The organism is Sabulibacter ruber (genome assembly GCF_017355955.1).
GTDB lineage: Bacteria > Bacteroidota > Bacteroidia > Cytophagales > Hymenobacteraceae > Nibribacter > Nibribacter ruber_A.
On the sequence record NZ_JAFFID010000002.1, the window covers coordinates 26,715 to 49,421 of the forward strand.

Consider the following 22,707-nt stretch of genomic DNA (forward strand, 5'->3'; position numbering starts at 1 on the left):
AATCTAGGATATGTTTGTTTTCCTGCCTGCAACAAAGCTATACAAAAACAATGAGCTTAAGCAATATCATCAGGGGAATAACTTCTGTGGCGCAAAGGTAGGAAAATAAATGTAGATTTTTAAGGGAATATTTTTTACTAACTGTATGAAAAGTCCTTAACATGGTAAACACCAAAAGCGTCGTAATTACAAGGTTGGCAATCCAGTAAATTACGTCAGGTATAGAGGACCATAACCCAAGATACAGGAGCAATATAAAGGGAAGGAAAATCCCCATTCCAAGCAGTGTTCGCAGAAACTCCCGGTACTGAGGCAACACCATTTCTCCTACCCCAAAGATGAATCCCATTAAGCGCAGAAAGAGGTATTTAAAGATCACGAACAGAAAGATAATCAAGGAATAAAGCAAAATCTTTGAGATAAGATCTGCCTGGGTAGCCGTGAACAATTGATTCAACAAAGCCAGGTCTTCCAGGTTAGTATGGATGGCTACAATCAACAGCGCGAACGACATGGCAAATGCCAGCACAAATAAGATACTAGACCAGTTCCCAATGGGCTTGGCCAGCAAGCCCTCCTCCAGGGTAGAAAGCTTGGTGAAATTGCTCCACCTGAAGATACTGGCAAAGTCTGAATAGAATGTCATCCTAAGTGCGCCATAAATCAGACCAACTACCACCATGAAAAAGATCAAAGCACTTCTGTGCATATCAGGTTGCTTTGGAAGAGGCCGATACTTGAGGTTAGGCTTTGCGCTAAGGGAAGCCAAAGGCTCTTGGGGCACTTTGAAAGAAGGATAATTAGGCTGCTGATCTGGGTGCCAGACAGACAGGAGATACTTCTTACCAGGTGTCAGGAACTCTGATAGATCCAAGGTGTAACGCGCTGTGGAATCTGCCACGAAAATGAGCTGATTATCCAAAAACACGCAAAGTTCTTTCCGGGCAGCAAATTCAATCTTGGGGTTTGTGAATTTGTCTAGAGTTACCCATTGATAAAGCGCCTGGTGCTCATCATGGAATTCAGGCAAGTACGGCACCAACTGGTTCCGGTGCGCCTGATAAATCATCCAATCTGAGGATAGCAATGGTTTTAATGGTACCGACTGCCCTAAAGCAAGTCCGCACCAAAACCACAAACCTATTACTACCCACCAAAAACGCATTAACTTTTATCTACTAATAGTAGGTTTAGGTGAGTACTGCCCCAATACCGCACTGAGCACTACGGAGAACCCTATAAGGCAAAGCAACAGATTGAGGTTACCCCAATGAGAGAAGTTGAAGACAAACAGAATCACTAACAGGTTCAGCAGTCCTAAAATAGCAACCGTAGACACCTGGCTGAATCCCATGGCCAGAATACGGTGGTGGATATGGTTCTTGTCCGGCGCAAAAGGAGACACCCCGTTTAAAACCCTGATAAGAGAAACTCTGATGGTATCAAACAACGGCACAAACAACACCCCCAACGCTACCACCGGCGAAGAAGGCACAAACCGCATCTCTATGAATTGAATAGCCATTATGGAAACCACAAAGCCACACAGCAGAGAGCCGGTATCCCCCATAAAGATTCGGGCCTTGTAGAAGTTATATCTCAGGAAACCCAGCAACCCGCCAATTAAGCAAACGGCCACTCCCGCGTAGTTTGAATACTGGTCCAGGTGCGAATACCAGAAAAAGAACCCGAAAGTAGATACCACAATGGTGACAATGGTACCCGCCAAACCGTCCAGACCGTCTATCAGGTTAATAGCATTGGTAATCCCCACTATGGTGAAAAAGGTGAATCCATAGCTTAAGCCATCGGGTAGTTCATGAATTCCAAAAATACCCTGAAAACTAGTGACTCTGATGTCAGCAATAAACATTACCACACCCGTTGCCAACACCTGCATGAAGAACTTCTTGAAAGCGGAAATAGTAACCAGGTCATCTTTCAAGCCTCCGAAGAAGAGAATGATACATCCTGCCAGCACCTGCTGCACGCCATTAGACAAATCTCCAAAAATGGTAAGCGCTGACATGAACCCGGCAAAAACACCCAAGCCACCCAACCGGGGCGTAAGCGAGACGTGCACCGTCCGTTTATTGGGCTGATCCAGAATATTCTTCAGGTGTGCCACATACACAATAGAGGGAATGGCAAAAAGCGTAATGAAAAAAGACCAGCTAAAGGAAAGTAGGTATGTAAAAAATTTCATGCCATGTCTTGGTTTGATTGTATCACAGGTAGTCTATGCCAGTGGCAGTTCCGGAACTCCGGAATGCCCCTTAGGAATGCAAAACCCCTTCTTTTTCCAGGATTGAGATGTGAATAATATTCTCTTCAACCACGCTACCCGGCACAAATAAGAACCGTTTGTCATGGATATTTCGGCCAATGTAATAGCTTACCCAGTATTCATTCGTGATGTTGAACAAAGCGGGGTCAATGGGTTCTATCTGTACGGCACTTTTAGGACCAACCTGCTCATACATATGGCGCAACACGGAGGTTTTTACCTCTTGACCCTCATGCTCGCCATACCCTTTGGAGGAGATCAGCACGTTGTCTAAGTAAATATCATTGTTGTTGATGAAGTACACATTCCACTCCTCTTGCCCCAGAGCATCCAGGTCTCTCACAATAGCAACGGACACTCCCTCTACCTGGTGAAAATCAATGTCTTTCTTCATAGTGATGCATCAACATCTTAGCTTCAAATAATTGTTCAAAATGGCGCAGCAGCTTTTCCTCCACTTCAGCCAGTGGCACTACTCTGCCTATCTCTTTCTCCAGAGAGGTTACCGCCTTATCTGAGATGCCACACGGCACAATATTGCCGAAGTACGCAAGATCTGTATTCACGTTTAACGCCAACCCGTGCATGGTTACCCACCGGCTGCACTTCACGCCCATGGCACAAATCTTTCTGGGGTTGCGCTGCTCCTCAAAGTCCAGCCAAACTCCGGTTAGTCCTACTATTCTACCGGCTTTCAGATCGTATTCGGCCAGCGTCTGAATGACCGCTTCTTCTAAAAGCCGTAAGTACTGGTGGATATCGGTAAAGAAATTTTCCAAATCCAGAATAGGGTAGGCTACCAACTGGCCGGGACCATGATACGTAATATCCCCGCCTCTGTTGATCTTATAAAAAGAAGCATGCTTCTCCGCCAGCCCTTTCTCATCTAGAAGCAAATGCGCTTCATGGCCACTTTTGCCTAAGGTGTACACGTGCGGATGCTGGCAAAGCAAAAGATAGTTGGGCGTAGAAAGTCGCTCCTCTTCAGGCAGGGACCTGTTCTGCGATTTTAGGTCCACAATCTCCTTCAGGAGCTGCTCCTGGTAATCCCAGGCCTGCTGATAATCCATCAGGCCCAATTTCTCAAAAACGATTTCTCTATTCTGTTTCATGGCCCTGTAGCTTCCTTCTTCTATTATTAATCATATTCCCACCTTTCAGCACAGCTTCCTCTTTCATTACCCATTCCATCTATGCTTCACGTATAGAATGCGTTGCAAAGATAAAACAGTGCAAATTACTCATTTAACCAGCACCTACCAAAAATGGCGCATAATACTCACTTAGGCCAATTGGGCGAACAGGCCGCAGAAGCGTATCTGGCGCAGAATGGCTACCTGGTATTAGAGAAAAATTACCGCTATAAACGTGCCGAAGTTGACCTGATCGTTACAAAAGACAAGGTACTGGTGCTGGTAGAAGTAAAAACTAGAAGCACCAACGCCTTTGGTTTCCCGGAAGAAGCTGTTTCTACCAGAAAAGAAGCAATGCTGCAGTTGGCGGCAGACTATTATATAGAGCAGCGGCAATGGCAGCACGATGTCAGGTTTGATGTGATTTCCATTTTGTGGCGCAGCGGCCAACCTGAGATTATGCACATTGAAGATGCTTTCCACTGAGCCAGGCGCAAGGCCTATCTTCTTTCAACTGGTTACAAAAAGCGGAACCCCGTTTCAGGGCTGATTTCCTGAAATCAGCCCTGAAACGGGGTTCATCTACTTATAAGGAGTTTATTTATCCTTTTTCTCAAATACCAAGGTGCCGTGCCGGTCATATTGTTTCACCAGGGTTGGCTCAATAGGAGGATCAAAGCCGGACTCAGCGTACTGAAACTCAAACTGGCGGCGGCCCCTGAAATCATAGAAGTTGATCCAGGTACCAACCTTACGGCCTTTGTCATAGGTTCCTTGCCATTCTAATTGGCCGTTCTCGTAGAACTTGTAGTATTCGCCCTGCACCTGGCCGTACTGATAAGGAATAACTTCTTTTATCTTGGTCTTAGCCGCATCATAGTAAGTGATTACGGCATCGCGCAGGAAGCCTTTTTCATAGTGAACTTTCTGGGTGAGCGTGCTGTCTGGTCTGAAGGTCTCCCACCGGAGGTGTTTGGCGCCTACATAAAAGTAGCCCTGCTCTATGATAACATCGCCCCGCTTTTTGGTATACGGGCCGTGCAAAATCAATATCTGCCGTTTGGAAGGATCAAGCGTGGGCGCCCTGAAGATTCTACGTTTCTTAACGTCAAAGAAATGCTTGTCACGCACGTACGGGTTAGGGTCTTTGTAGTCCCGCAGGTAATAGAAGGTCTCTACAACCTGGTTGTTTCCTTTGCCTTGGCGGGCAAATCCTTTTTTCACCCGATACCCAAAATAGGTTTTCTTCTTCTTGGGCTCCTTTTTCTTTTCCTTTTTGGATTTGTCTTCCTTGGCTGCCTGCGCACTATCGGTGGCAGCCGTAGCCAAAGATGGCTTGGACAGGGAGTCAGTCAGGACGGTGGTGTCTATGGGGCTCGCATCAACAAGAGCATCTTTCTTCTGCCAGAAAAGCAGCTTTTTCTTCTCCTTGCCAATAATCTGAGCCTGTGCCTCCTGATGTAGGCCCCAGATGAATGCTGCACTGAAGAACAGCACCTTTACCCAAATTCTCATTTCTCCCATAACGGACTTCACCTTCTGAACTTTGCCTATAACGTTCTTCAACCTGTAAATTGTATACCGCACCTGTACGAAGAACAGCATACCAAGTGTTGTTTACCGCAGATAACAAATCACGCTAAATAAAATTCAGAATAACCTGTTTTTACCCTGTTTTTCTGAAAACAAGCTTGAAACCCGAAAGTCAGGCCCGTTGCAGCAGACCTGGCAGAAAGGTAGGAACAACAGAAGCGCTACAGAGAACTAGCTAGCGGTGCTGGTTCAGCCGCCATCCGCACCAATCCCTGAAAGCCTTTCTTTGCTAAATCCTGCCGCGCCTGCTCCGCCACGGTTTTAGAGACAAAACGCCCCGCCAATATGCGGTGGACTTTTTGCCCGTTCACCGTCTCCTCAACCAGCGCAATAGGCATTTTCTGGTAGAGCTTCTTCAGTTTCTCTACCTGAGCCGTAGCATTGGCAACATTCCCGAAAGAACCTGCCTGAACCACGTACACCTGAGACTGCGCCAAGGTTGGCACTGCCGGAATGGCTTTGGCATCTGTTGGGTTAGCTCCCGCCGGGGATGAGGTCAACGTAATAGGAGTCGAGACCGGAGTGGCTGGCGTAACCGCTGCAACAGCGGTCTCGGTCTTAGCAGCAGAAAGCTCTTCTTTTTCCTCAGAAGGAGTCTCTGCCTTTTCTCTGCTGGCCAGGAAAGCCTCTGGCAACTCCACCACCTCTACAGTGACTTCGGCTAAGCCATCATTGCGGTAATGGATTTTGCGGGCAGCGGCTTCTGAAAGGTCTATGATACGGGCGCCTCTGAAAGGACCACGGTCATTAATTCTCACCACCACGCTCTCGCCGGTAGCAACATTAGTGACTTTGACTTTACTGCCTAAAGGAAGTTGATTGTGCGCGGCCGTAAGCTTGTGGCGATTGTAAATCTCGCCGCTGGTAGTAGGCCGGCCATGATATTTGGCCCCATACCAGGAGGCCAGACCGTTTTGCTTATCGCCTATTTCCTGCCCAAAGGCGGCTGGCGCAAAGCTGATGAAAAAAATGAAAAGAACGGTAAGCGCATTGTAAATTTTCAGTTTCCCCATTTTAGGTTTTGTTGGTGGAACATCAATTTCAAGGCGACAAAATTAGGAGTTAAATCCCTTAAATCAAGCCGCCTGCCGTTGAGCACATGGTTTCCAAGTTAAACAAACTTATTAAAGTAATATAATTTTAAATTAATATCCAAAATCACAAATCCATAATATAACTTATTTTACAATTCATGGTATGCCATATTTCTCACTAACTCAGAGTAAATTTTCTGCGAATACAGGCATTAAAAGCGATTTTTCTTGCCTAAATTGAATTAAAATGATACGCCCGCTTTCAAGCTAAATCCTTAGAAAAATAGAAACCGAAAAATAAAAATCTATTTTTTCTGAAAAATTTAGCCGAAGCCTCAAAAACTTAGGCAATTGCCTACGAATTTAGCAGTTATATATAGAAAACTCAATATTTAAAACCATGGATTTCGGACGCTTGCCAGACATCAGCAAAGTAGACTTCACGCTGCCCCCAGACCACCCGGCTACCGCCCAGGTGTTAGCTCGGTCGCAGCGACCTACCCGCCCGAGCCTGTATCTTGGTTGCCCTACCTGGACCAACAAACCCTGGATAGGCACGTACTATCCGGCCGGAGCCCAGGATGCCCAACTACTCTATTGGTACGCCCGGCAATTCAACACACTGGAAATGAACACCACGCACTACCGCATTCCTGATGCTACCGCTATTCATAGATGGAAACAGGCTGTGCCTCCGGGGTTCGTGTTTTGTCCCAAGCTGCCCCAGGTCATCAGCCATGATCAACTCCTTCAGAATGCCGGGGAACCCACCAAGCTTTTCTGCGATGCCATTTTAGGGTTAGGTGAAAGCCTGGGCATGGCCTTTCTGCAGTTGCCGCCTTTCTTTGGGCCTGAAGATTGGCCTATCCTGGAACAGTACCTTATGAACTTTCCGCCAGAAGTACCTTTAGCAGTGGAGTTTCGGCACGAGAACTGGTTCAAAGAATCAGCCGTGACGCAACGGGCCTTCCAGACGTTAGAGGAACGGCAGATTACTACGGTGATCACCGATGTAGCCGGTAGAAGAGATGTGCTGCACATGCGCCTCACCACGCCCGTAGCCATGGTACGGTTCAACGGTCACGCCCTGCACCCTACTGATTACACCCGCCTGGATGCCTGGGCCGACCGGTTGCACCAGTGGCTGGAACAGGGGCTGCACACCGTCTACTTTTTTATGCATCAGAAAGAGATTATGGATGCCCCGCCCGCCTTGGTGCACCTGATGGATAAACTGGAGAAAAGCACCGGTTTGGCTTTACAGCGGCCCACAAAGGTGCAGCAATACATCCAGGGGCAACTTTTTTGAACTGGCACTCAGAGCCTTCGGCTTACACGTGAAAAAAGAAGAAGGAGAGATGCAACCATGCGCATTTTGTGGGACTCTCTGACAGAAATAGTCCACTAAGCCCTATCTACTATGAAACCAACCTTACCCCTCAGGAACCTGCTAACCAAAAGCGGCCTTCTTCTAGGGTTGCTTGTCCCTGCCACCGTGTTTGCCCAAACCAAGGCACCGTTGCTGCACGCCCCCAAAGACACCGTAGTACTCACTATAAAAGAGACCAAGTACAAGCATACCTTTAAGGTAAGCGAAGCGGGCCGGGAGAAACTGGTACGCATCAGCCCCAACAACCGGCCTAACCTCATGCACGTGAACACCGGCCAAGACAGCCTGGCGGTGAAATACCAGAACAACCTGCGGGAGCGGCTCAGAGTCACCAACGGCAAAGACACCATTAGCCTGGTGTTTTCTTATTTCACGCCGCCCGCCTATTCAGAACTGAACAAGAAAGCCACTGAGCAGTACCATAAGAAGAATTACCAAGAATCTATCAACCTGTACCAACAGGCGTTGGCGGCTGAGCCGAAGGGTGCCCACGTACGAAATACCTACTACAACATTGCCTGTGATTATGCTCTTATGGGCCAGAAAGAGCAAGCCCTGCAGAACCTGGAGAAAGCCGTAGCCGCCGGTTACAAGAACCTGTCTAACATGCGGCGCGATTCTGACCTGGAAATCCTAAAAAAGGACAAAAGGTACCTGAAGCTGGAAAAGCAACTGGAGAAACAGCAAGCCCACTTAGGCAACCCAGACAATGTGCAGCTGGTAACCACTGATGTGCACAACTTCTGGAAAGCCTATGACCTGGCCGCCAAAGACCCGGCCCGTCAGCAGGAGGTGTTTGAGAAGGAGTACTTCGGGAAAGCATCGGTGGGGTTACAGGACTACTTTGAGTTTAAAATCGGTTCTCTAGAGCTGTTCCTAAACAACCTCAACAACAAGACGGCCTTCTTTCCGGCCATCCGGAAGAACACCCTGCAGGTAGACGGCCTGAAAGCCGATATCTACAAGAGCTTCCATAAGATGAAGGAACTATATCCGGCCTCTACGTTCCCCAACGTGTACTTTGTGATCGGGCGTTACAACTCGGCGGGCACCGCCTCAGACAACGGACTGCTGATTGGCATTGACCAGTTCTCAAAATCTAACGATGTGCCGCTGCATGAGCTGAACCTCTGGGAGCGCAACAACTACAATTACGTGCGCAACGTGCCGCCGCTGATTGCGCATGAGCTCATTCACTTCATCCAGACAAACAAATCAGACACTACGCTGCTGGCCAGTGCCCTCACCGAAGGCATGGCTGATTTTATTGGGGAGTTGATCTCAGGTGTAAACACAAACAAACGCATCCATGACTTCGCCAATCCCAGAGAAAAAGAGATCTGGGAGAAGTTCAAAGCCGAGATGTACCTGAACCGCTACAACAACTGGATTGCCAACGGCGGCCAGGAGCGCCCCGACTGGCCCGCTGACCTGGGTTATTACATGGGCTACAAAATCTGCGAAGCCTACTACAACAAGGCCACGGACAAGAAACAGGCAGTGAAAGACATCTTAGAGATCAAAGACCCTAAAGCCTTCTTTGAGCAAAGCGGCTACGCCGATAAGTTCACGAAGCTTTAACTGCAGTTCCTTCAGAAAATACAAACTACTGTTTTGAGCCGGTTCTCCTGAAAACAAGCTTAAAATAGAAGCCGCCGTTGAGACCTCACAGGTTTTGAAAACCTGTGAGGTCTCTTTATTTGTTGAGCAGGATTCTCAGGATGGATCTGATTTTCAGGATTGGGCACGAGCGGTCATTGACACAGACACCCGTAGGTCCGCTGTACACTACGAGGTCTTTTGAGCAGGTGCTTTTGGTTTCTTTTCTGTGAAACAGGCTAAAAATCACACTATGGCGCGGAAGTTACTTCCGTGACATTTGATCTTTAGTCACGGAAGTAACTTCCGCGCCATGGCAAGTACTGGAGGAACTGAGGGCAATCCTTAAAACTGAATATGAAACGTAGTTATCCCATCAGCGCCGGTTTGCAGGGTAAACCGGAAGCCGTGGTGCAATAGGATCTCCCGCACCATGGTGAGCCCGATGCCTTGCCCATTGGCTTTGGTGCTGAAGAAGGGAGAGAACAACTTTTCCTGCACCTCGGGGGAAATGGCTTGCCCGTTATCCTGAATTAACAATTGAGGCGGTGACGCGATGGTCTGCACTTTTACCCAGCCCTCCGGCTCCGTGGCTTCCAACGCGTTCTTCACCACGTTGATGAGCACCTGCTCCATCTGTTGCATATCCATAGCGATAGGCGTAACGGCTTCGGCCAAATCCCACTGCCAGCAGACCTGTTTTCGCTCAAAACTGGGTAGCATGAGCCGGTGGATGCTTTGCAGCAACTGGTGCAGATCAGTTTCGTGCTTGGTAGGCGGCGGAATACGGACCACGTTAGCGAAATTGGCCATAAAACCCGCCAGGTTCTGGTTACGGGTAATGCAGACCTGTAGCGCTTCGTCAAAGTCAGGACGGGTGTCTTCGTTTAGTTGTGGCGCGAAATAGGAGAAGGAATTCAGGATAGAATTAACCGCCCCAATGGAGTTGTTGATCTCGTGCGACATCATCCTGATCAGCTTTTCATAGGCATTGCGCTCTTTCTCCAGCAACTCCTGCGTGAGTTCCTCCACCAAGATGAAGTAGCGGTGATAGCCCCGGTCCAGGAAGCGGATTTTGCGGCAGCGGTACGTCTGGATGCCGTTCGGCCGGATAATTACCAATCCGTCTTTGGGAAGTTTGCTTAGAGAATTTCCCCAGTGGCGCGGCAGCTCGCCCAGTGGTTTGCCCACCACGTCTTTTCCAGAGGTCTGCAGCAGCAATGCCGCAGCGGGGTTCAGCCCGGCGACGCGGTCGTGGGTGTCCAGCAGGATGATGCCGGAAGGAGAGGCCTCAATCAGGCGTTCCAGCAGGAAATGTTTCTCGGTTTGCACCACCCGCTCCTGGCGCAGTTCGTCCATCATCTGATTGTACACACTGATGAGTTGGTCCACCTCTTTCTGGCCTGTTTCCATGAATTTGATGGAAAAATCACGGTCCTTGATGGATTCAATGCCCGCCGCGATGAGGTTGAGCGGCCGCACGAAAGAAGTGTACAGCTTGGAGGTGAGAAAAATGCTGGAGGCAATGAGCACCTCGGCGGCCACAAACAGCCATTTGTTGTAGTCCAACAGTTGCCAGGCCAGCACCACCAGCGCCACGTGCAACAAGACCGCCGCCAGAATAAACTTATTCCGCAGCGTCATACGGAATGTTGAACTTCTCCAGACGACGGTACAAAGAACCCCGACTCACGCCCAGGGCCTTGGCCACTTTGCTCACATTGTTGTTGTAGTAGGCCATAGATTTCTTAATCATACCGGCCTCTAGTTCATCTAGGGTCATAGCGCCTACGGAGGGCAGCAGTTTCTCGTCCAGTTTTTTGGAACTGGCCTGTAACTGATTTTGGAAATCTTCCACATCCAGCAGGCTCTTGCCGCTCACCAGCACCGTGCGCTCCACCAAGTTCTTCAACTCCCGGATGTTGCCCGGCAGCGGCTGTTCGCGTAGCCATTTCAGGGCTTTGTTGCTTACCTGCAGCGCCTGTTTGTGGTAGGTGTGCTTGAGGTTATTCACGAAATGCTGCACCAGCAGCGGAATGTCCTGCGGACGCTCGCGCAAAGCCGGCAATTTCACCGTAATCAGGTTGATACGGTAATACAAGTCCTCGCGGAACTTGCCCTCGGCTACCATTTCCTGCAGGTTGCGGTTAGTGGCACAGATCACGCGGATGTCCAGATTCTTGGAACGACTGTCGCCGAGGACTTCATAGGTGCGGTCCTGCAACACGCGCAAGAGTTTCACCTGGCTGCTCAGGTCCAGCTCCCCGATCTCGTCCAGGAAAATGGTGCCTTTGTTCGCCATCTCAAAACGGCCTACGCGGTCGGTTTTGGCATCGGTGAACGCGCCACGACGGTGCCCGAACATCTCGCTCTCAAACAAGCTCGCCGAGATGCCGCCCAGGTTCACCTTCACAAACGGCGCTTTCTTGCGGTGGCTGTTCCGGTGGATAGCCTCGGCAATAAGTTCCTTGCCCGTCCCACTGTCACCTTCAATCAAAACAGAGGCATCCGTAGCGCTGATCTGCCCGATGTTGCGCAGCACTTGTAACAGTCCCGGGTCTTCGCCCACAATCATGGAGAAATCGTACTGCTCTTCCAGCTGTTTGCGGGTGAGTTTGCCGTTGGAGCCTTCGGCCGAAGGCTTGGCCAGTTCCAGCGCCGTTTTAATGGATTGCAGCAGCGCCTCGTTGTTCCAAGGTTTGGTTATGAAATCGGCGGCACCGCCTTTGAGGCCTTCCACCGCTAGGTTAATGGAACCCCAACCCGTAATCAAGATCACCGGCACGGCGGGGTACAGCTGCTTCAATTGACTTAATAGACGCAAGCCATCTTCACCGGTAGTTTCCATGGAGAAGTTCATGTCCATGAGGGCCAGTTGCGGCATTTGTTTAGCCGCCACTTGCAGCGCCTCCTCGGGTCCGGCGGCCTGGGCCGTAGCGTAGCCGGCTTGTTTGAGCAACAAACTTAAAGAAGCCCGTACGGCTACGTCATCGTCAATAATCAGGATCATGGGTTCTTGAAGCAGTAAGTGAAGGTAGTGTTTTTAGGCTGTTTTTGAAAAATAAAGCGAGAAATGGATTGGGCAGAGACACTCGTAGGAGCTGCGCACACTACGAGGTCTTTTACCGTTTGAGATTTCACTGGCGCGAGTCTCCAGACTCGTGCCTAAAGATGTTGGGTAGTCTCCTGACTACCCTCGCTGTACCGCAGCGAAACTGGGACGGCTGATTTACTATGGCGCGGATTTACTTCCGTGATTTGTAATACCATTACCTATTTATGATTCCCGGCGAGTCTGGAGACTCGCTTCATCCTAAGGCACGAGTTATAAACTCGCGCCAGTTATACCCATAGCGCTTTGGGCCTGTTTTCCAGAAAACAGGCCCAAAGCGCTGTGAATGTTAAAGCAATCCTATTCCTCATGCAAGGCCACAGCCGGGAAGATCTTGGAAGCTTGATAGCTAGGATACACCGCGCAAATAGTGGCCAGCAGGAAGATCAGGAAGGCGGCAGCGCCAATGCTTTCCCAGTAAATGGAGGCGGAAAGCTGAAACACTTGCAGCAGCGGGAACTGCACCGCCAGCACCAAACCCAGCAGCAACCCGAAGGTGGCAATCACAAGCACTTCGCCCACAAACTGGTTCCGAATCTGCTTAGACGAAGCCCCAATGGCTCTTCGCAGGCCAATCTCGGCGTAGCGGCGGTTGATGTTGTACCACAGCACTCCAAACAAGCCCAAGGCCACGTTGAACACCAGGAACCCGCACACCAAGCCCAGAGCCACCATCGGCACCGTGGTCACTTTGGCTTTGCTTTGGCGCATTTTCTCCTGGGTGGTCACCTCAATGGTCCAGTCTTTGGCAATGCGCGACAATTCCCGCACCATTTTCTCCTCAAAGGCCACGCCGGCGCCGGGTTTTACTTTGATGACCAATCCGTTCCAGATGGAGTTTGTGTTTTTGTCCAGGTTGATGCGGTGGAAATACGCCGCTTCCTCGGGGTCAAACTCGCTGTAAGAACGGTAATAGTCTACTACCCCAATCACGGCATACTGGGTAGAATCATTGATCCGGATCAGTTTCCCAAGAGCTGGTTCATCGCCAAACAACTCTTCCTGCAGTTTTTTGTTGATCACGATGGGATCATGCAGAGCACCATTGTCCTGCGGCCCGAACCACCGCCCCTGGCTCACTTCCATGCCTAAGACATTCTTGTAATCATCCTGCACGTCAAAGACGTTGGTTTCCACGTCTTTCTTGCCGCCGTAAGACAGGCCATTGCGCATCATGCTAAACGCAAAGGGAGTGTTGGAATTGGAGAGCGAGGCATATTCTACCTCGGGGAAACTGCGCACCCGCTGTATCAACTGCTGCTGAACGGCCAGGTTATGCGCCGATGAATCAGTATTGGGGTTCAGCCACAATTGCCACACGTTGTCATACTTGAAGCCCAGCGGTTTGGTGTAGTTGTGGTAATTGTAGAAGATGAAGCTGAGTACCGCAAAGAGCACCAGGAAGGAAAAGAAGATTTCGGTGATCAAGAGGAAATTGCTTTTCTTCTGATTCCAGATCAGTTTAAACAGATGGCGTATCATTTGGAGCCTCCTTTCAGTGCCTCAACGGCGTTTAAGCGTGACATTTTAAAAGCGGGGTACACCCCGGAAACCAACCCGAACACAAGGCAGAGTAGCAATCCCCAGGCAAATACCCGCAGGTTCAGCCCCAAAGAGGCGTAAGCAATGATGCCGCTGTCATTGATCATCTCCAACACACCCGCTGAGATCAGGAAGCCCAACATGCCGCCCAGCAGCGTGAGGAAGATATTCTCCACCACGAACTGCCCGATGATGGTTTTGGAAGAAGCCCCAAATGCTTTGCGTACACCAATTTCAGAAGACCGTTCCATGATGCGGCTGATGTTGATGTTCACCAGGTTGATGGTGGGCAGCAGCATGAACAGGAAGGCCGCAAAGGCAAGAATGCCATACAGCATAGCTGATTTATCGGTTTTTCCGCCGCCCATGAGGCTGCGGGCAAAGGTCCCGAAGATGTCATCGGCGAAAGAAAACACCTCCTGCACTCCCTCCGGCTTGCTGTTCTTGTTCACCTGCAGCATCATGGAAGCGAACTCATCCTTGATCTTGGGCACATCGCTGGCCTGCTTGGCCTTGATGGTGGCAAAGTAGGTTCCTTTCAGATCGGTGCGCTTGAAATCCTGGCTTTTGAGGGTAATAGGTACCCAGACATCGGCGTAGGAATGCAGGCGCAGCACCGGTACGTCTTCCACCACGCCCACTACTTTGTATTTCACCTGGTCTACCTCAATAGTCTGGCCTATCGCTTCTTTGTCCCCGAAGTAGTTTTTGCGGGTATTCTGGTTGATGACCGCCACGCGAGTGGCATTGGCTACTTCCTGCGCACTGAACGGCCTGCCTTCTATGAAATTGAAATCCAAGATGTCCCAGAAGGCGGCATCGGTGTGTTTCTGGTCCAGGGTCAGTTTCTTGTTGTTCACGTAGCTGTTCACCGGCATAAAGACCGAGTTGATGGAAACGTTCTCGGGGGTTTTCAGCGGCCGCACGTAGCGGTTCAGGAAATAGTAGCTGGGCGGACTGCTGTTGGTATAGCCTTCTTTGAACTGCTCCCGCATGTTGTTCACAAAAAGAAGCTTGTCAGATTCCCGCTCCGGCATCTGCGGCCCGAAGGCATGGTCGTAGAGCGAGGTCACCACCATGAGCACCATCAACGTGAAACTGATCCCGAAGAGGCTGATAAAGGTGAAGAACTTGCGGCGTTGCAGCACCGCCCAGGCAATTTTCAGATAATTTCTTAACATGGCCGTACTGGTTAAATCTGGGCTTCTAGTACTCTGGAATCTGCCACTTGCTGCCCGTCAAAGAACCGGATGAGGCGGTTGGTTTTCAGGGCCATGTTCTCGTCGTGCGTCACCATCACAATGGTGGTGCCTTCTTCCTGGTTCAGGCGCAGCAGAATATCCATGATCTCGTCACCCATCACGCTGTCCAGGTTTCCGGTAGGCTCATCGGCTAAGATAATCTCCGGATTTCCGGCCAAAGCCCGGGCAATGGCCACCCGTTGCCGCTGCCCACCAGAAAGCTGGCTAGGGAAGTGTTTAGTGCGGGCGCTCAGACCTACTTTCTCCAAAGCTTCCAAGGCTCGCTTCCGCCGCTCACCACCGGATACGTTGCGGTACAGCAGCGGCAGTTCCACGTTATCCACCACACTCAGGTCATGAATGAGATGATAGCTCTGGAACACGAACCCAATCTTCTCGTTGCGCAGCTTGGCCAGCTTGCTGTCTGAATGCGTTTTCACCGGCTGGCCGTCAATGGCCACGTACCCGGCGGTGGGCTCATCCAGCAGGCCCATGATGTTGAGCAGCGTGGATTTCCCACAACCAGATGGCCCCATGATGGAGACAAATTCACCGCGCTCCACCTGCAGGTTCACGCGATTGAGGGCTACCGTTTCAATGGTCTTGGTGCGGTAGACTTTTTCGATGTCGATTAACTGTATCATAGTTATAATGTGCTAATGCGTTAATGTGCTGATGAGGTAATGTGCTAATGTGTTATTTCAGAAAGCGTAGTCTGTCTTTTCTGTTTAGCGCCTGTTTTCCGGAAAACAAGTCCTAAACTATTGGTTCTTTTTCGTCCCCCTTTGAAGGGGGTAGGGGGATGATGTACTCTTCTGATAATTGTATTTAGATTTATTTTTCAACTATGGCGCGGAAGTTACTTCCGTGTCTTTTTAAGTAAGTATTTCACAAGTCACGGACGTAACTTCCGCGCCATAGTAAACAGTGAGTTTTCTCCTTTGTAAACACCCCTCTTTATCTCCCCTCAAGGGGAGAGTCTCGGGCCTGTTTTCCTGAAAAGAGCCCTAAAACAGCTTGCTACTTCTCGGCGAGCAGTGGTTGGCCGCGTTCAAAGTCATATAAGGTAAGCGCCCGAAGTCTATAGTAAGCAACCCAGAAATCCTGAAGGGCGGTGATGTAGGCCCGACGGGCCTGATCTTTTTCCTGCAAGGCGATGTTGAGGTCGGTGATGCTGATGCGGCCCACCAGGAACGTGGCTTTGGTGATGTCGTAGCGTTCCTGCGCGATGGAGTCTGCCGAGGCGGTGATCTTGAGGCGCTCTTTCAGGAGCTCAATCTGGTTCACCTGCGTGTAGACGTTCTGCTCAAAGTTGGTCTGCTCCTGCTCCACGGTGTATTGAGTGAGTTGCAACTTGGCCTCGGCGGTTTTCACGCTGGCTTTCTGCCGCCCCCAGTCCACAATAGGGACACTGAAGCCTAACGTTACCTGTTGCTGGTTCTCAGGTTGGGCATAACTCTCGGCGAACTTATTAGCGCTTTTGGTCAAACCAAAGGTGGCGTACAGATCGGCGTTGAAACCGCCTTTGCCGCGGGCCTCTGCGACTTGTTGCTGGGCCTGTAACACCCGGCGCTCAAACTGGAACCGCTCTTTCCGGTTCAGGCGGGCTTGTTCTAGTGCAACCTGTTCTTCTACCTGCAGTGCCGGCACCACGTTGGGAGCCTCCACCGCTACTTTCTCACCGCGCAGCAACCCCACGTACGCTGAGAATTGTATGGCTACGGTTTTCAACTCAGTGGCAGCCTGTGCCTGGGCCAATTGTGCGTTCATGAGGCTCAGCTTCAATTGCAGCAGCTCGTTTCTGGACAAGCGGCCCAGCCGATGTTTTTCCTCCGCTACCTTAAACAGCGTCTGGTTGTTCTCCACGTTTTTGGTGGCTATTTCGTAGTTCACCTGCTGCAGCAGCACCTCAAAGAAACGCTGGGTAGCCGTGGTGGCCACGGTCTCGCGGTCTTCAATGAATTGGCGCTCAGACTCGCGGTAGCGCAGCGGTTCAATCTTCTTGTCCCAAGCCAGTCGGTTGTACCCAAAGATGGGCTGCCTGAACCCGATGATGGCCGGAAAAGAATTGTAGCGCCGTATTCCCTGGTTGAAGTCATCGAACCGCTGGCTCTGCGAAGACACAAAGAACTGCCCGCCCGTTAACCCCACTGATTGACTCAGGGACAAAGACAAATCTGAGTTGCTGATGGAAACGGCCCGGAAATCAGTGGTGCCATCAGGTTGAATCACGGGGATGATGCTGCGGGAGAAATCGGGCAGGGTACCGCTCAAGGTCAAGTGCGGACGATAATCTGCTCTAAAGGTGCGGTACTCCCAATAGCTGCTGGTTTTGTTAGTGGCCGCCTGCTTGCTGGCGATGGAGGAGCCGAGGGCCAGGTCAATGGTTTCCTGTAAGGTCAATCGGCGGGCGGGCTCCAGAGCAGATGAAGGCTGGGTTTGGGCCTGCGCTACCGTTCCCAGCAGAATATTCAGGAACACTATATATAATAAAGTGGTTTTCATGATCGGAGGCCGTTAATCATTGGTGAGGTGCAGTTCTTTCAGGTGCGCGTACTCCTTGGTGTTGGAGATGATGACCTTTTCGCCGGCGGCGATGTCACCCTGCAGTTCCACAAAATCCAGGTTGTTGGCGCCAGTGCGCAGCATCCGGCGGACGGCTTTATCGCCCTGCATCACAAACACCGCCTGCTCTGGGGTGCCCGTGAAGAAAGGACCGTTTTTCACGCGCAACACGTTCGGCCGGAAATCGGTGAGGACAAACACCTCTACCCGTAGGTTGGAGCGTAGCGCCTGGTGGTTTTTCTCCTGCAGCCGCACGTAAAAAGTGATGATGCCGTTTTCCACTTTGGGCTGCACGTTGGCGATCTCGCCGCGTAGATCGGTCTCGTTGATGCGCACCTTTACGGGGCCGCCTACTTTCACTTGCTCGGCGTAGGTGTCTGGAATGGTGGCTTTGATTTTGAAGCTGCTCAGGTCGGCCACGCGGGCCACGGGCTCACCGGCATTCACGGTGGCGCCTACTTCCTCATTCACCCAGGTTACCACGCCAGAATGGGGCGCTTTGATATCGGCCTGGGCCAGTTGGCGCTGCAGTTGCCCTATGTCGCGGCTCTGCATTTCCAGTTCAAAGCCCACGGCTTTCATACCTATCTTGGCGGTGGCCTGCTCGTCCTGGATCTGGCGCTGCAGTTGGGTTAGTTCCAGGGTGGCCACTTTCAGGTCCAGCTCGGCTTTCTTCACGTTTTCCTGGGTGCCGCCGCCAATGGAGAGCAGGTACTTTTCATCGTCCAGGGCGGCTTGCAGGCTTTTCACTTTCACTTCCTGCACCGCGTAGCGGGAGCGCAGTTGGTTTACATTCTTCTGCAGCGTGTTCTCTAGCTCGGCGGTTTTGTTCTGTTTCAGCTGGCGCTCGTCACTGAGTTTATCAAAGGCGGTTTGGGAGGTTTGCTTGTCCAGCTGCAACAGCGGCTCGTTAGCCGATACGCGGTCGCCGGGGGTGTGCAGCACGCGCTCAATCTTGGCCAGGATAGGACTGGCAATAACTTCTTCGTTCTCGGGTACCACCACGCCGGTAGCGGTGAGGGAGGCTTCTACGGCGCCTACTTCTACCGTAGCCACGCGCAGCTCAGATTTGGCTACTCTGGTTTGAAGCACTGACCGGAACGCCAGCACCCCCAACAGCACGGCCACCACCAGGGCACCCACCTGCCAGAAGCGGCGGCGCTTGGATTTCTGTACTAGGGCTTGGGGTATTTCTCTATCCATGATTGACACAGGTTTGATAGCCTCTGCTATCCAAGCGTTGTGCCAACTTATATATTATTGATTTACAGATACTTATTTCATTGGACTCAAAACAAAAGTGTCCAGTTCTGGACAGTGATTCCGGTTGTGGTCAGGTTTTTAACCCCTTTTTAGAAGCAGGATTTTCAGGATTGATAGGATGGGCAGGATTAAAAAGTAAAAAGATTCTGGCGCGAGTCTCCAGACTCGTGCCTACGGGTGGCGGGTAGCCTCCTGACTACCCTCGCTGCCCCGCAGCGAAACCGGGACGGCTGATCGTTTTCTGCTAACAGCCTGCAAAATGTTCAGCTATACAAGCAAAGGGTCAAGCCGCTGGCTTGAAGCAAGTCAGAGACTTACTCTCATCTGTAGGCACGAGTCTGGAGACTCGCGCCAGTACCATCTTCTTTTTTAATCCTGCCCATTCCCTCAATCCTGAAAATCCTGCTCAAAAAACCCGCCCCGTTTCGGGCCTGTTTTCTGGAAAGCAGGCCTGAAACGGGGCGGATCAAGAAAGCGAAAAGAGATTACTTCAACTTGAAGATATCGTCTTTCAGGTTTTTGTTGATTTCCACGCTGTTCACGGTAGAGGAAATCACCTGGTTACCGATGTGCAGGTCAATCTGGTGCGGGAACTTGATGCCGTTTACTTCGCGGTAGTCTTTGATGTCGGTGGTTTGGCTGGCGGTTCCTACGGCGGTTTGCTCGGTGGCTACCTCGCGGATTTTCAGGCCGGTTTCCTTGTCAAAGTAGTGGTAGGACTTTTTACCGCTGGGTAAGGTCAGTTCCAGTTTGTACGCCTCGCGGCCCTCTACTTTCTCCATCTGGTTAAGCGCTAGTTTCACGCCTAGTTGGTCGTAGTTCAGGAAGCTGAACATCCAGTTTTCCAGTTTCTGGTCCTGCAGTTCAGCGCCGGTCAACTCTTTGATCTGGCCCTGGCTGTTGATGCTGCCTTTAGGACCGTTGATGGTTACGCGGTTGATTTCATTGGAGCCAAATGTAATCGTTAACAGAGACTTATCTACGCCTTTTTGCTGCTGCAATACCGCCAACTGAGCACCCGGCACGTTCATGGTCCGCTTGATGGTGAGGTCTTTCACCTTCTCCAAATTGGCTTTTCCGCCCAGCGCATTCATATACGCGGCCAATACGGTCTGCACGTTCACGCCGGCAGGCAAGGACATCAGTGGCGCATCGGTTTTCTCCCCGAAGGCGTTGTAATAGCCAATCGGCTGATTTGAGTTGAAGCGTTTCAGCTTATCGGCAATCTCGCGGGCGTTACCCACGGCAATCAGGTACGCTTTGGCTGGCTGCAGGTACTGCTGGGCCACACGTTGGATGTCGGCGGGCGTTACAGCGGCTACGTTCTTCAGGTAGTTGGCGTAATAGTCTTTGGGCAGGTTGTAGCGGGCTGTATTCACGGCGAACATGGCCACGGTCAAGGGATTCTCCAGAGAACGGGCGAAGGAACCAGTCACCATATTCTTCACTTTCTGCAGTTCCTCAGCAGGCACCGGCTCTTTGCGCAGGCGGTCCATCTCGTAGATGATCTGGGTGAAGGCGCTGTCGGTTACGTTGTTCCGCACGCTGGCATACGCGGCAAACCGACCAGATAAACGATCCGTTGAGAGCGAAGAATTAGAGCCGTAGGTGTAGGCATGTTTCTCGCGCAGGTTAGCATCCAAGCGGGCAAAAGAACCACCCAGGATGTTGTTCATCAAGCTGGCAGCAATAGCGTCTGGGCTGCCGGGCTTCAGGTCCACGGCGTACGTCACAGAGATGTTAGACTGCACTGAGTTAGGCCGGTCCACAATAGCCACCTGCGTACCAGCCAAAGGAGCCGGAGCCGGATAACTAGCCTGTTTCACCTCTGCTTTCTTCCACTTCCCAAAGTACTCTTTCACCAGTTTTTTGGCTTCTTTTGGCGTAATGTCGCCCACAATGGCCAGGTACCCGATGTTTGGTTTATAGTACGTGTTATAGTATTGCTGCACATCGGGCAGGGTGATGTTCTCAATGGTTTTCTCAGTGAGTACCTCTCCGTACGGATGGTTCTTGCCATACAGCAAGGCCTGCTGCACGTTGGCCTCAATAGTAGCCGGATCATCTTTGGAAGAAGCCAGGTTAGATGCCATCTGCTTCTTGAACTTGTCCAGCTCTTCTTGCTTGAACTGCGGATTCAGAACCACATCAGAAGCCAGTTCCAACAGCTTAGGGAAATGTTTCTTCAAGCCCGAGGCCGAGAACCCAGAAGAAGAAGTGTTCAGGGAAGCGCCAATAAAGTCAATCTGCTCGTCTAGTTGGTCTTTGCTGCGGGTCTTGGTGCCGGTGCGCATCATGTACCCGGCGGCTCCGGTTAAACCGGCTTTCTCGCCTTCCAGCACGGGGTTGCGGTCCAGCACCAGGCTCATAGCCACGGTAGGCAGTTTGTGGTTCTCTACCACGTACACCTTCAGGCCGTTAGACAGCTCAAAGAACTCATACTTACCCAGTTCAATGGTAGGCGCCGGGCCCGCAGGCGGAGGCGTTTGTTTGGTGGTCTGCGCCGCACTGCCAAACGAGACAGCCAGCGACAAGAAGAAAATTGAAATATATTTTTTCATGGAATTCAGTCAATAAGAAAAAGGAACCAAGGCTTATCTGGCTTGCGCGGCTTTAGGCAAATAGTGCAACACAGCGCGGTTCTCTTTGGTTAGGTACTTTTTGGCTACCCGCATTAAGTCATCTTTGGTCACAGCCAGGATCTTATCCAGCTCGGTGTTGATGAGGTTGGTATTGCCGTACAGCGCGTGGTAAGAAGCCAGTTTCTCGGTGCGGCCTTCCAGCGTGGCCAGACCGTTGATGTAGTCGGTTTCCATCTGGTTGCGCAGCTTCTGGAACTCCTGGTCAGTGATGGTCTCGTTTTTCACGCGCTCAATCTCAGCATCCATGGCCCGCTCCAGGTCATGCACGTCCACGCCCATGTTGGCAATAGCCAGGTTGATAAACAAGCCAGGATCTTCCATGGACAACGGAATAGAAGCCACTGTTACGGCTTTCTGCTGCTTGTCTACCAAGGCTTTGTTCAGGCGGGAGCTCTGCCCACCGGCCAGCAAGGTAGTAAGCATGTTGATGGCGTAAGAATCCTCGGTGCCTTGCGCCGGAATGTGGTAGGCCTGAATTACGGCTGGTAACTGAATGTTGTCAAACACCACTTTACGGGCTTCTTCTACTTGGGCAGGCTCTTCCACGGTTGGGCGCGGAATTGCGCCGGCCCCTTTCGGGATGTTGGCAAAGTACTGCTCCACCCATTGCTTGGTCTGGTTAATGTCCAGGTCGCCGGCAATGGTCAAGGTAGCGTTGTTGGGCACATAGAAGGTTTTGTAGAATTGCATGAACTCAGGCAGAGACGCTTTGTCTATGTACTGCGCCGAGCCAATTGGCACCCAACGGTACGGATGCACCGAGTACGCCGTAGCAAAGGTGTTCTCCAGCAACGAGCCGTAGGGCTGGTTATCAATGCGCTGCTTTTTCTCTTCCTTTACTACCTGGCGCTGCGTTTCTACGCCCTGCTGGTCAATCTTGGCGGCCCGCATGCGGTCGGCTTCCATCCAGAGGCCCAAGGCCAGTTGGTTTGACGGCAGTATCTGGTAGTAGTAAGTGCGGTCAAAAGAGGTGTTGGCGTTTACGGCCCCACCGGCACTCTGAATCATGTTAATGTACTTGCCGCGCTCTACGTTCTCTGAGCCTTCAAACATTAAATGCTCAAAGAAATGCGCGAAACCTGTGCGGTCTGCGTTCTCGTTCTTGGAGCCCACGTGGTACATCATGGTCACCGCTACGGTAGGCGTGGTTTTGTCCTGGTGCAGAATCACGTGCAACCCGTTGGGCAGGTCGTACTCCGTAAACTCAATTTTATTGCTTTGCGCGTTCGCCAACAGGCTGGCACCCAGCAATAGGATACTTAACAATTTTCGTTTCATTCAAAAAGCGTTAAAAATAAAAAGGGTC

At 51.0% G+C, this 22,707-nt stretch carries 18 protein-coding genes; 3 read left to right on the top strand and 15 right to left on the bottom strand.

Annotation, left to right across the window (positions count from 1 at the left end):
• Window positions 1–37: 37 nt before the first annotated feature.
• The 4 genes from JT719_RS11505 to lipB form a co-directional block, all read right to left on the bottom strand.
• Window positions 38–1,165 (bottom strand): DUF4271 domain-containing protein, encoded by a 1,128-nt coding sequence (locus tag JT719_RS11505; RefSeq protein WP_207433408.1) that lies wholly within the window; start codon window positions 1,163–1,165, stop codon window positions 38–40.
• A 6-nt stretch (window positions 1,166–1,171) separates the two neighbouring features.
• A complete protein-coding gene (locus JT719_RS11510; protein ID WP_207433409.1) occupies window positions 1,172–2,206 on the bottom strand; it encodes a glycosyltransferase family 4 protein in 1,035 nt (344 codons plus the stop codon).
• Window positions 2,207–2,276: 70 nt separating this feature from the next.
• Window positions 2,277–2,681: a hypothetical protein gene (locus JT719_RS11515; protein ID WP_207433410.1), complete on the bottom strand. Its 405-nt coding sequence runs from the start codon at window positions 2,679–2,681 to the stop codon at window positions 2,277–2,279.
• Entirely contained in the window at window positions 2,665–3,399 is a 735-nt protein-coding gene (lipB, locus tag JT719_RS11520) for a lipoyl(octanoyl) transferase LipB (protein ID WP_207433411.1), read from the bottom strand. The genes JT719_RS11515 and lipB overlap by 17 nt, the downstream gene beginning before the upstream one ends.
• Window positions 3,400–3,552: 153 nt before the next feature.
• Between lipB and JT719_RS11525 the strand changes: the two genes are divergently transcribed.
• Entirely contained in the window at window positions 3,553–3,906 is a 354-nt protein-coding gene (locus JT719_RS11525) for a YraN family protein (protein ID WP_207433412.1), read from the top strand.
• Between the two features lie 111 nt (window positions 3,907–4,017).
• On the opposite strand, the gene JT719_RS11530 is transcribed toward JT719_RS11525, so the two are convergent.
• Both JT719_RS11530 and JT719_RS25420 read right to left on the bottom strand, forming a co-directional pair.
• Window positions 4,018–4,935 (bottom strand): toxin-antitoxin system YwqK family antitoxin, encoded by a 918-nt coding sequence (locus JT719_RS11530; protein ID WP_207433413.1) that lies wholly within the window; start codon window positions 4,933–4,935, stop codon window positions 4,018–4,020.
• A 239-nt stretch (window positions 4,936–5,174) separates the two neighbouring features.
• Window positions 5,175–6,026: a septal ring lytic transglycosylase RlpA family protein gene (locus JT719_RS25420; RefSeq protein WP_207433415.1), complete on the bottom strand. Its 852-nt coding sequence runs from the start codon at window positions 6,024–6,026 to the stop codon at window positions 5,175–5,177.
• Between the two features lie 421 nt (window positions 6,027–6,447).
• On the opposite strand from JT719_RS25420, the gene JT719_RS11540 reads away from it, so the two are divergent.
• Together JT719_RS11540 and JT719_RS11545 are read left to right on the top strand one after the other, a co-directional pair.
• On the top strand, window positions 6,448–7,356 hold the full coding sequence (locus JT719_RS11540; RefSeq protein ID WP_207433417.1) for a DUF72 domain-containing protein: 909 nt from the start codon (window positions 6,448–6,450) through the stop codon (window positions 7,354–7,356).
• A 111-nt stretch (window positions 7,357–7,467) separates the two neighbouring features.
• On the top strand, window positions 7,468–9,018 hold the full coding sequence (locus tag JT719_RS11545; RefSeq protein ID WP_207433419.1) for a tetratricopeptide repeat protein: 1,551 nt from the start codon (window positions 7,468–7,470) through the stop codon (window positions 9,016–9,018).
• A gap of 363 nt (window positions 9,019–9,381) precedes the next feature.
• Here the strand turns inward: JT719_RS11545 and JT719_RS11550 are convergent, their stop codons facing one another.
• From JT719_RS11550 to JT719_RS11590, 9 genes are all read right to left on the bottom strand, one after another.
• Complete coding sequence (locus tag JT719_RS11550; protein ID WP_207433420.1) at window positions 9,382–10,680, bottom strand: sensor histidine kinase; 1,299 nt, start codon at window positions 10,678–10,680, stop codon at window positions 9,382–9,384.
• The gene (locus JT719_RS11555) at window positions 10,664–12,046 is read right to left on the bottom strand and encodes a sigma-54-dependent transcriptional regulator (RefSeq protein ID WP_207433421.1); all 1,383 of its coding nucleotides are present in this window, start codon (window positions 12,044–12,046) and stop codon (window positions 10,664–10,666) included. Before JT719_RS11555 ends, JT719_RS11550 begins: the two co-directional genes overlap by 17 nt.
• Before the next feature lie 402 nt (window positions 12,047–12,448).
• A complete protein-coding gene (locus JT719_RS11560; RefSeq protein WP_207433422.1) occupies window positions 12,449–13,630 on the bottom strand; it encodes an ABC transporter permease in 1,182 nt (393 codons plus the stop codon).
• Window positions 13,627–14,871 carry an ABC transporter permease gene (locus JT719_RS11565; RefSeq protein ID WP_207433423.1) on the bottom strand — a complete coding sequence of 415 codons (1,245 nt, stop codon included), beginning with the start codon at window positions 14,869–14,871 and terminating at the stop codon, window positions 13,627–13,629. Before JT719_RS11565 ends, JT719_RS11560 begins: the two co-directional genes overlap by 4 nt.
• A gap of 11 nt (window positions 14,872–14,882) precedes the next feature.
• Complete coding sequence (locus JT719_RS11570) at window positions 14,883–15,575, bottom strand: ABC transporter ATP-binding protein (protein WP_207433424.1); 693 nt, start codon at window positions 15,573–15,575, stop codon at window positions 14,883–14,885.
• 376 nt (window positions 15,576–15,951) lie between these two features.
• On the bottom strand, window positions 15,952–17,436 hold the full coding sequence (locus JT719_RS11575; protein ID WP_207433426.1) for a TolC family protein: 1,485 nt from the start codon (window positions 17,434–17,436) through the stop codon (window positions 15,952–15,954).
• 12 nt (window positions 17,437–17,448) lie between these two features.
• Window positions 17,449–18,699: an efflux RND transporter periplasmic adaptor subunit gene (locus JT719_RS11580; RefSeq protein WP_207433428.1), complete on the bottom strand. Its 1,251-nt coding sequence runs from the start codon at window positions 18,697–18,699 to the stop codon at window positions 17,449–17,451.
• Between the two features lie 545 nt (window positions 18,700–19,244).
• Window positions 19,245–21,320, bottom strand: coding sequence for an insulinase family protein (locus JT719_RS11585; RefSeq protein WP_207433430.1), 2,076 nt, complete (start codon window positions 21,318–21,320; stop codon window positions 19,245–19,247).
• A 33-nt stretch (window positions 21,321–21,353) separates the two neighbouring features.
• Window positions 21,354–22,679, bottom strand: coding sequence for a M16 family metallopeptidase (locus JT719_RS11590; RefSeq protein ID WP_207433432.1), 1,326 nt, complete (start codon window positions 22,677–22,679; stop codon window positions 21,354–21,356).
• Window positions 22,680–22,707: the final 28 nt, after the last annotated feature.

Bases quoted from the DNA above. Each gene is read 5' to 3' on its own strand.
- JT719_RS25420 (WP_207433415.1), bottom strand. From the start codon at position 6,026: ATGGGGAAACTGAAAATTTACAATGCGCTTACCGTTCTTTTCATTTTT.
- JT719_RS11525 (WP_207433412.1), top strand. From the start codon at position 3,553: ATGGCGCATAATACTCACTTAGGCCAATTGGGCGAACAGGCCGCAGAA.
- JT719_RS11580 (WP_207433428.1), bottom strand. From the start codon at position 18,699: ATGGATAGAGAAATACCCCAAGCCCTAGTACAGAAATCCAAGCGCCGC.
- JT719_RS11585 (WP_207433430.1), bottom strand. From the start codon at position 21,320: ATGAAAAAATATATTTCAATTTTCTTCTTGTCGCTGGCTGTCTCGTTT.
- JT719_RS11505 (WP_207433408.1), bottom strand. From the start codon at position 1,165: ATGCGTTTTTGGTGGGTAGTAATAGGTTTGTGGTTTTGGTGCGGACTT.
- lipB (WP_207433411.1), bottom strand. From the start codon at position 3,399: ATGAAACAGAATAGAGAAATCGTTTTTGAGAAATTGGGCCTGATGGAT.
- JT719_RS11555 (WP_207433421.1), bottom strand. From the start codon at position 12,046: ATGATCCTGATTATTGACGATGACGTAGCCGTACGGGCTTCTTTAAGT.
- JT719_RS11545 (WP_207433419.1), top strand. From the start codon at position 7,468: ATGAAACCAACCTTACCCCTCAGGAACCTGCTAACCAAAAGCGGCCTT.
- JT719_RS11550 (WP_207433420.1), bottom strand. From the start codon at position 10,680: ATGACGCTGCGGAATAAGTTTATTCTGGCGGCGGTCTTGTTGCACGTG.
- JT719_RS11540 (WP_207433417.1), top strand. From the start codon at position 6,448: ATGGATTTCGGACGCTTGCCAGACATCAGCAAAGTAGACTTCACGCTG.
- JT719_RS11590 (WP_207433432.1), bottom strand. From the start codon at position 22,679: ATGAAACGAAAATTGTTAAGTATCCTATTGCTGGGTGCCAGCCTGTTG.
- JT719_RS11530 (WP_207433413.1), bottom strand. From the start codon at position 4,935: ATGAGAATTTGGGTAAAGGTGCTGTTCTTCAGTGCAGCATTCATCTGG.
- JT719_RS11510 (WP_207433409.1), bottom strand. From the start codon at position 2,206: ATGAAATTTTTTACATACCTACTTTCCTTTAGCTGGTCTTTTTTCATT.
- JT719_RS11575 (WP_207433426.1), bottom strand. From the start codon at position 17,436: ATGAAAACCACTTTATTATATATAGTGTTCCTGAATATTCTGCTGGGA.
- JT719_RS11515 (WP_207433410.1), bottom strand. From the start codon at position 2,681: ATGAAGAAAGACATTGATTTTCACCAGGTAGAGGGAGTGTCCGTTGCT.
- JT719_RS11570 (WP_207433424.1), bottom strand. From the start codon at position 15,575: ATGATACAGTTAATCGACATCGAAAAAGTCTACCGCACCAAGACCATT.
- JT719_RS11560 (WP_207433422.1), bottom strand. From the start codon at position 13,630: ATGATACGCCATCTGTTTAAACTGATCTGGAATCAGAAGAAAAGCAAT.
- JT719_RS11565 (WP_207433423.1), bottom strand. From the start codon at position 14,871: ATGTTAAGAAATTATCTGAAAATTGCCTGGGCGGTGCTGCAACGCCGC.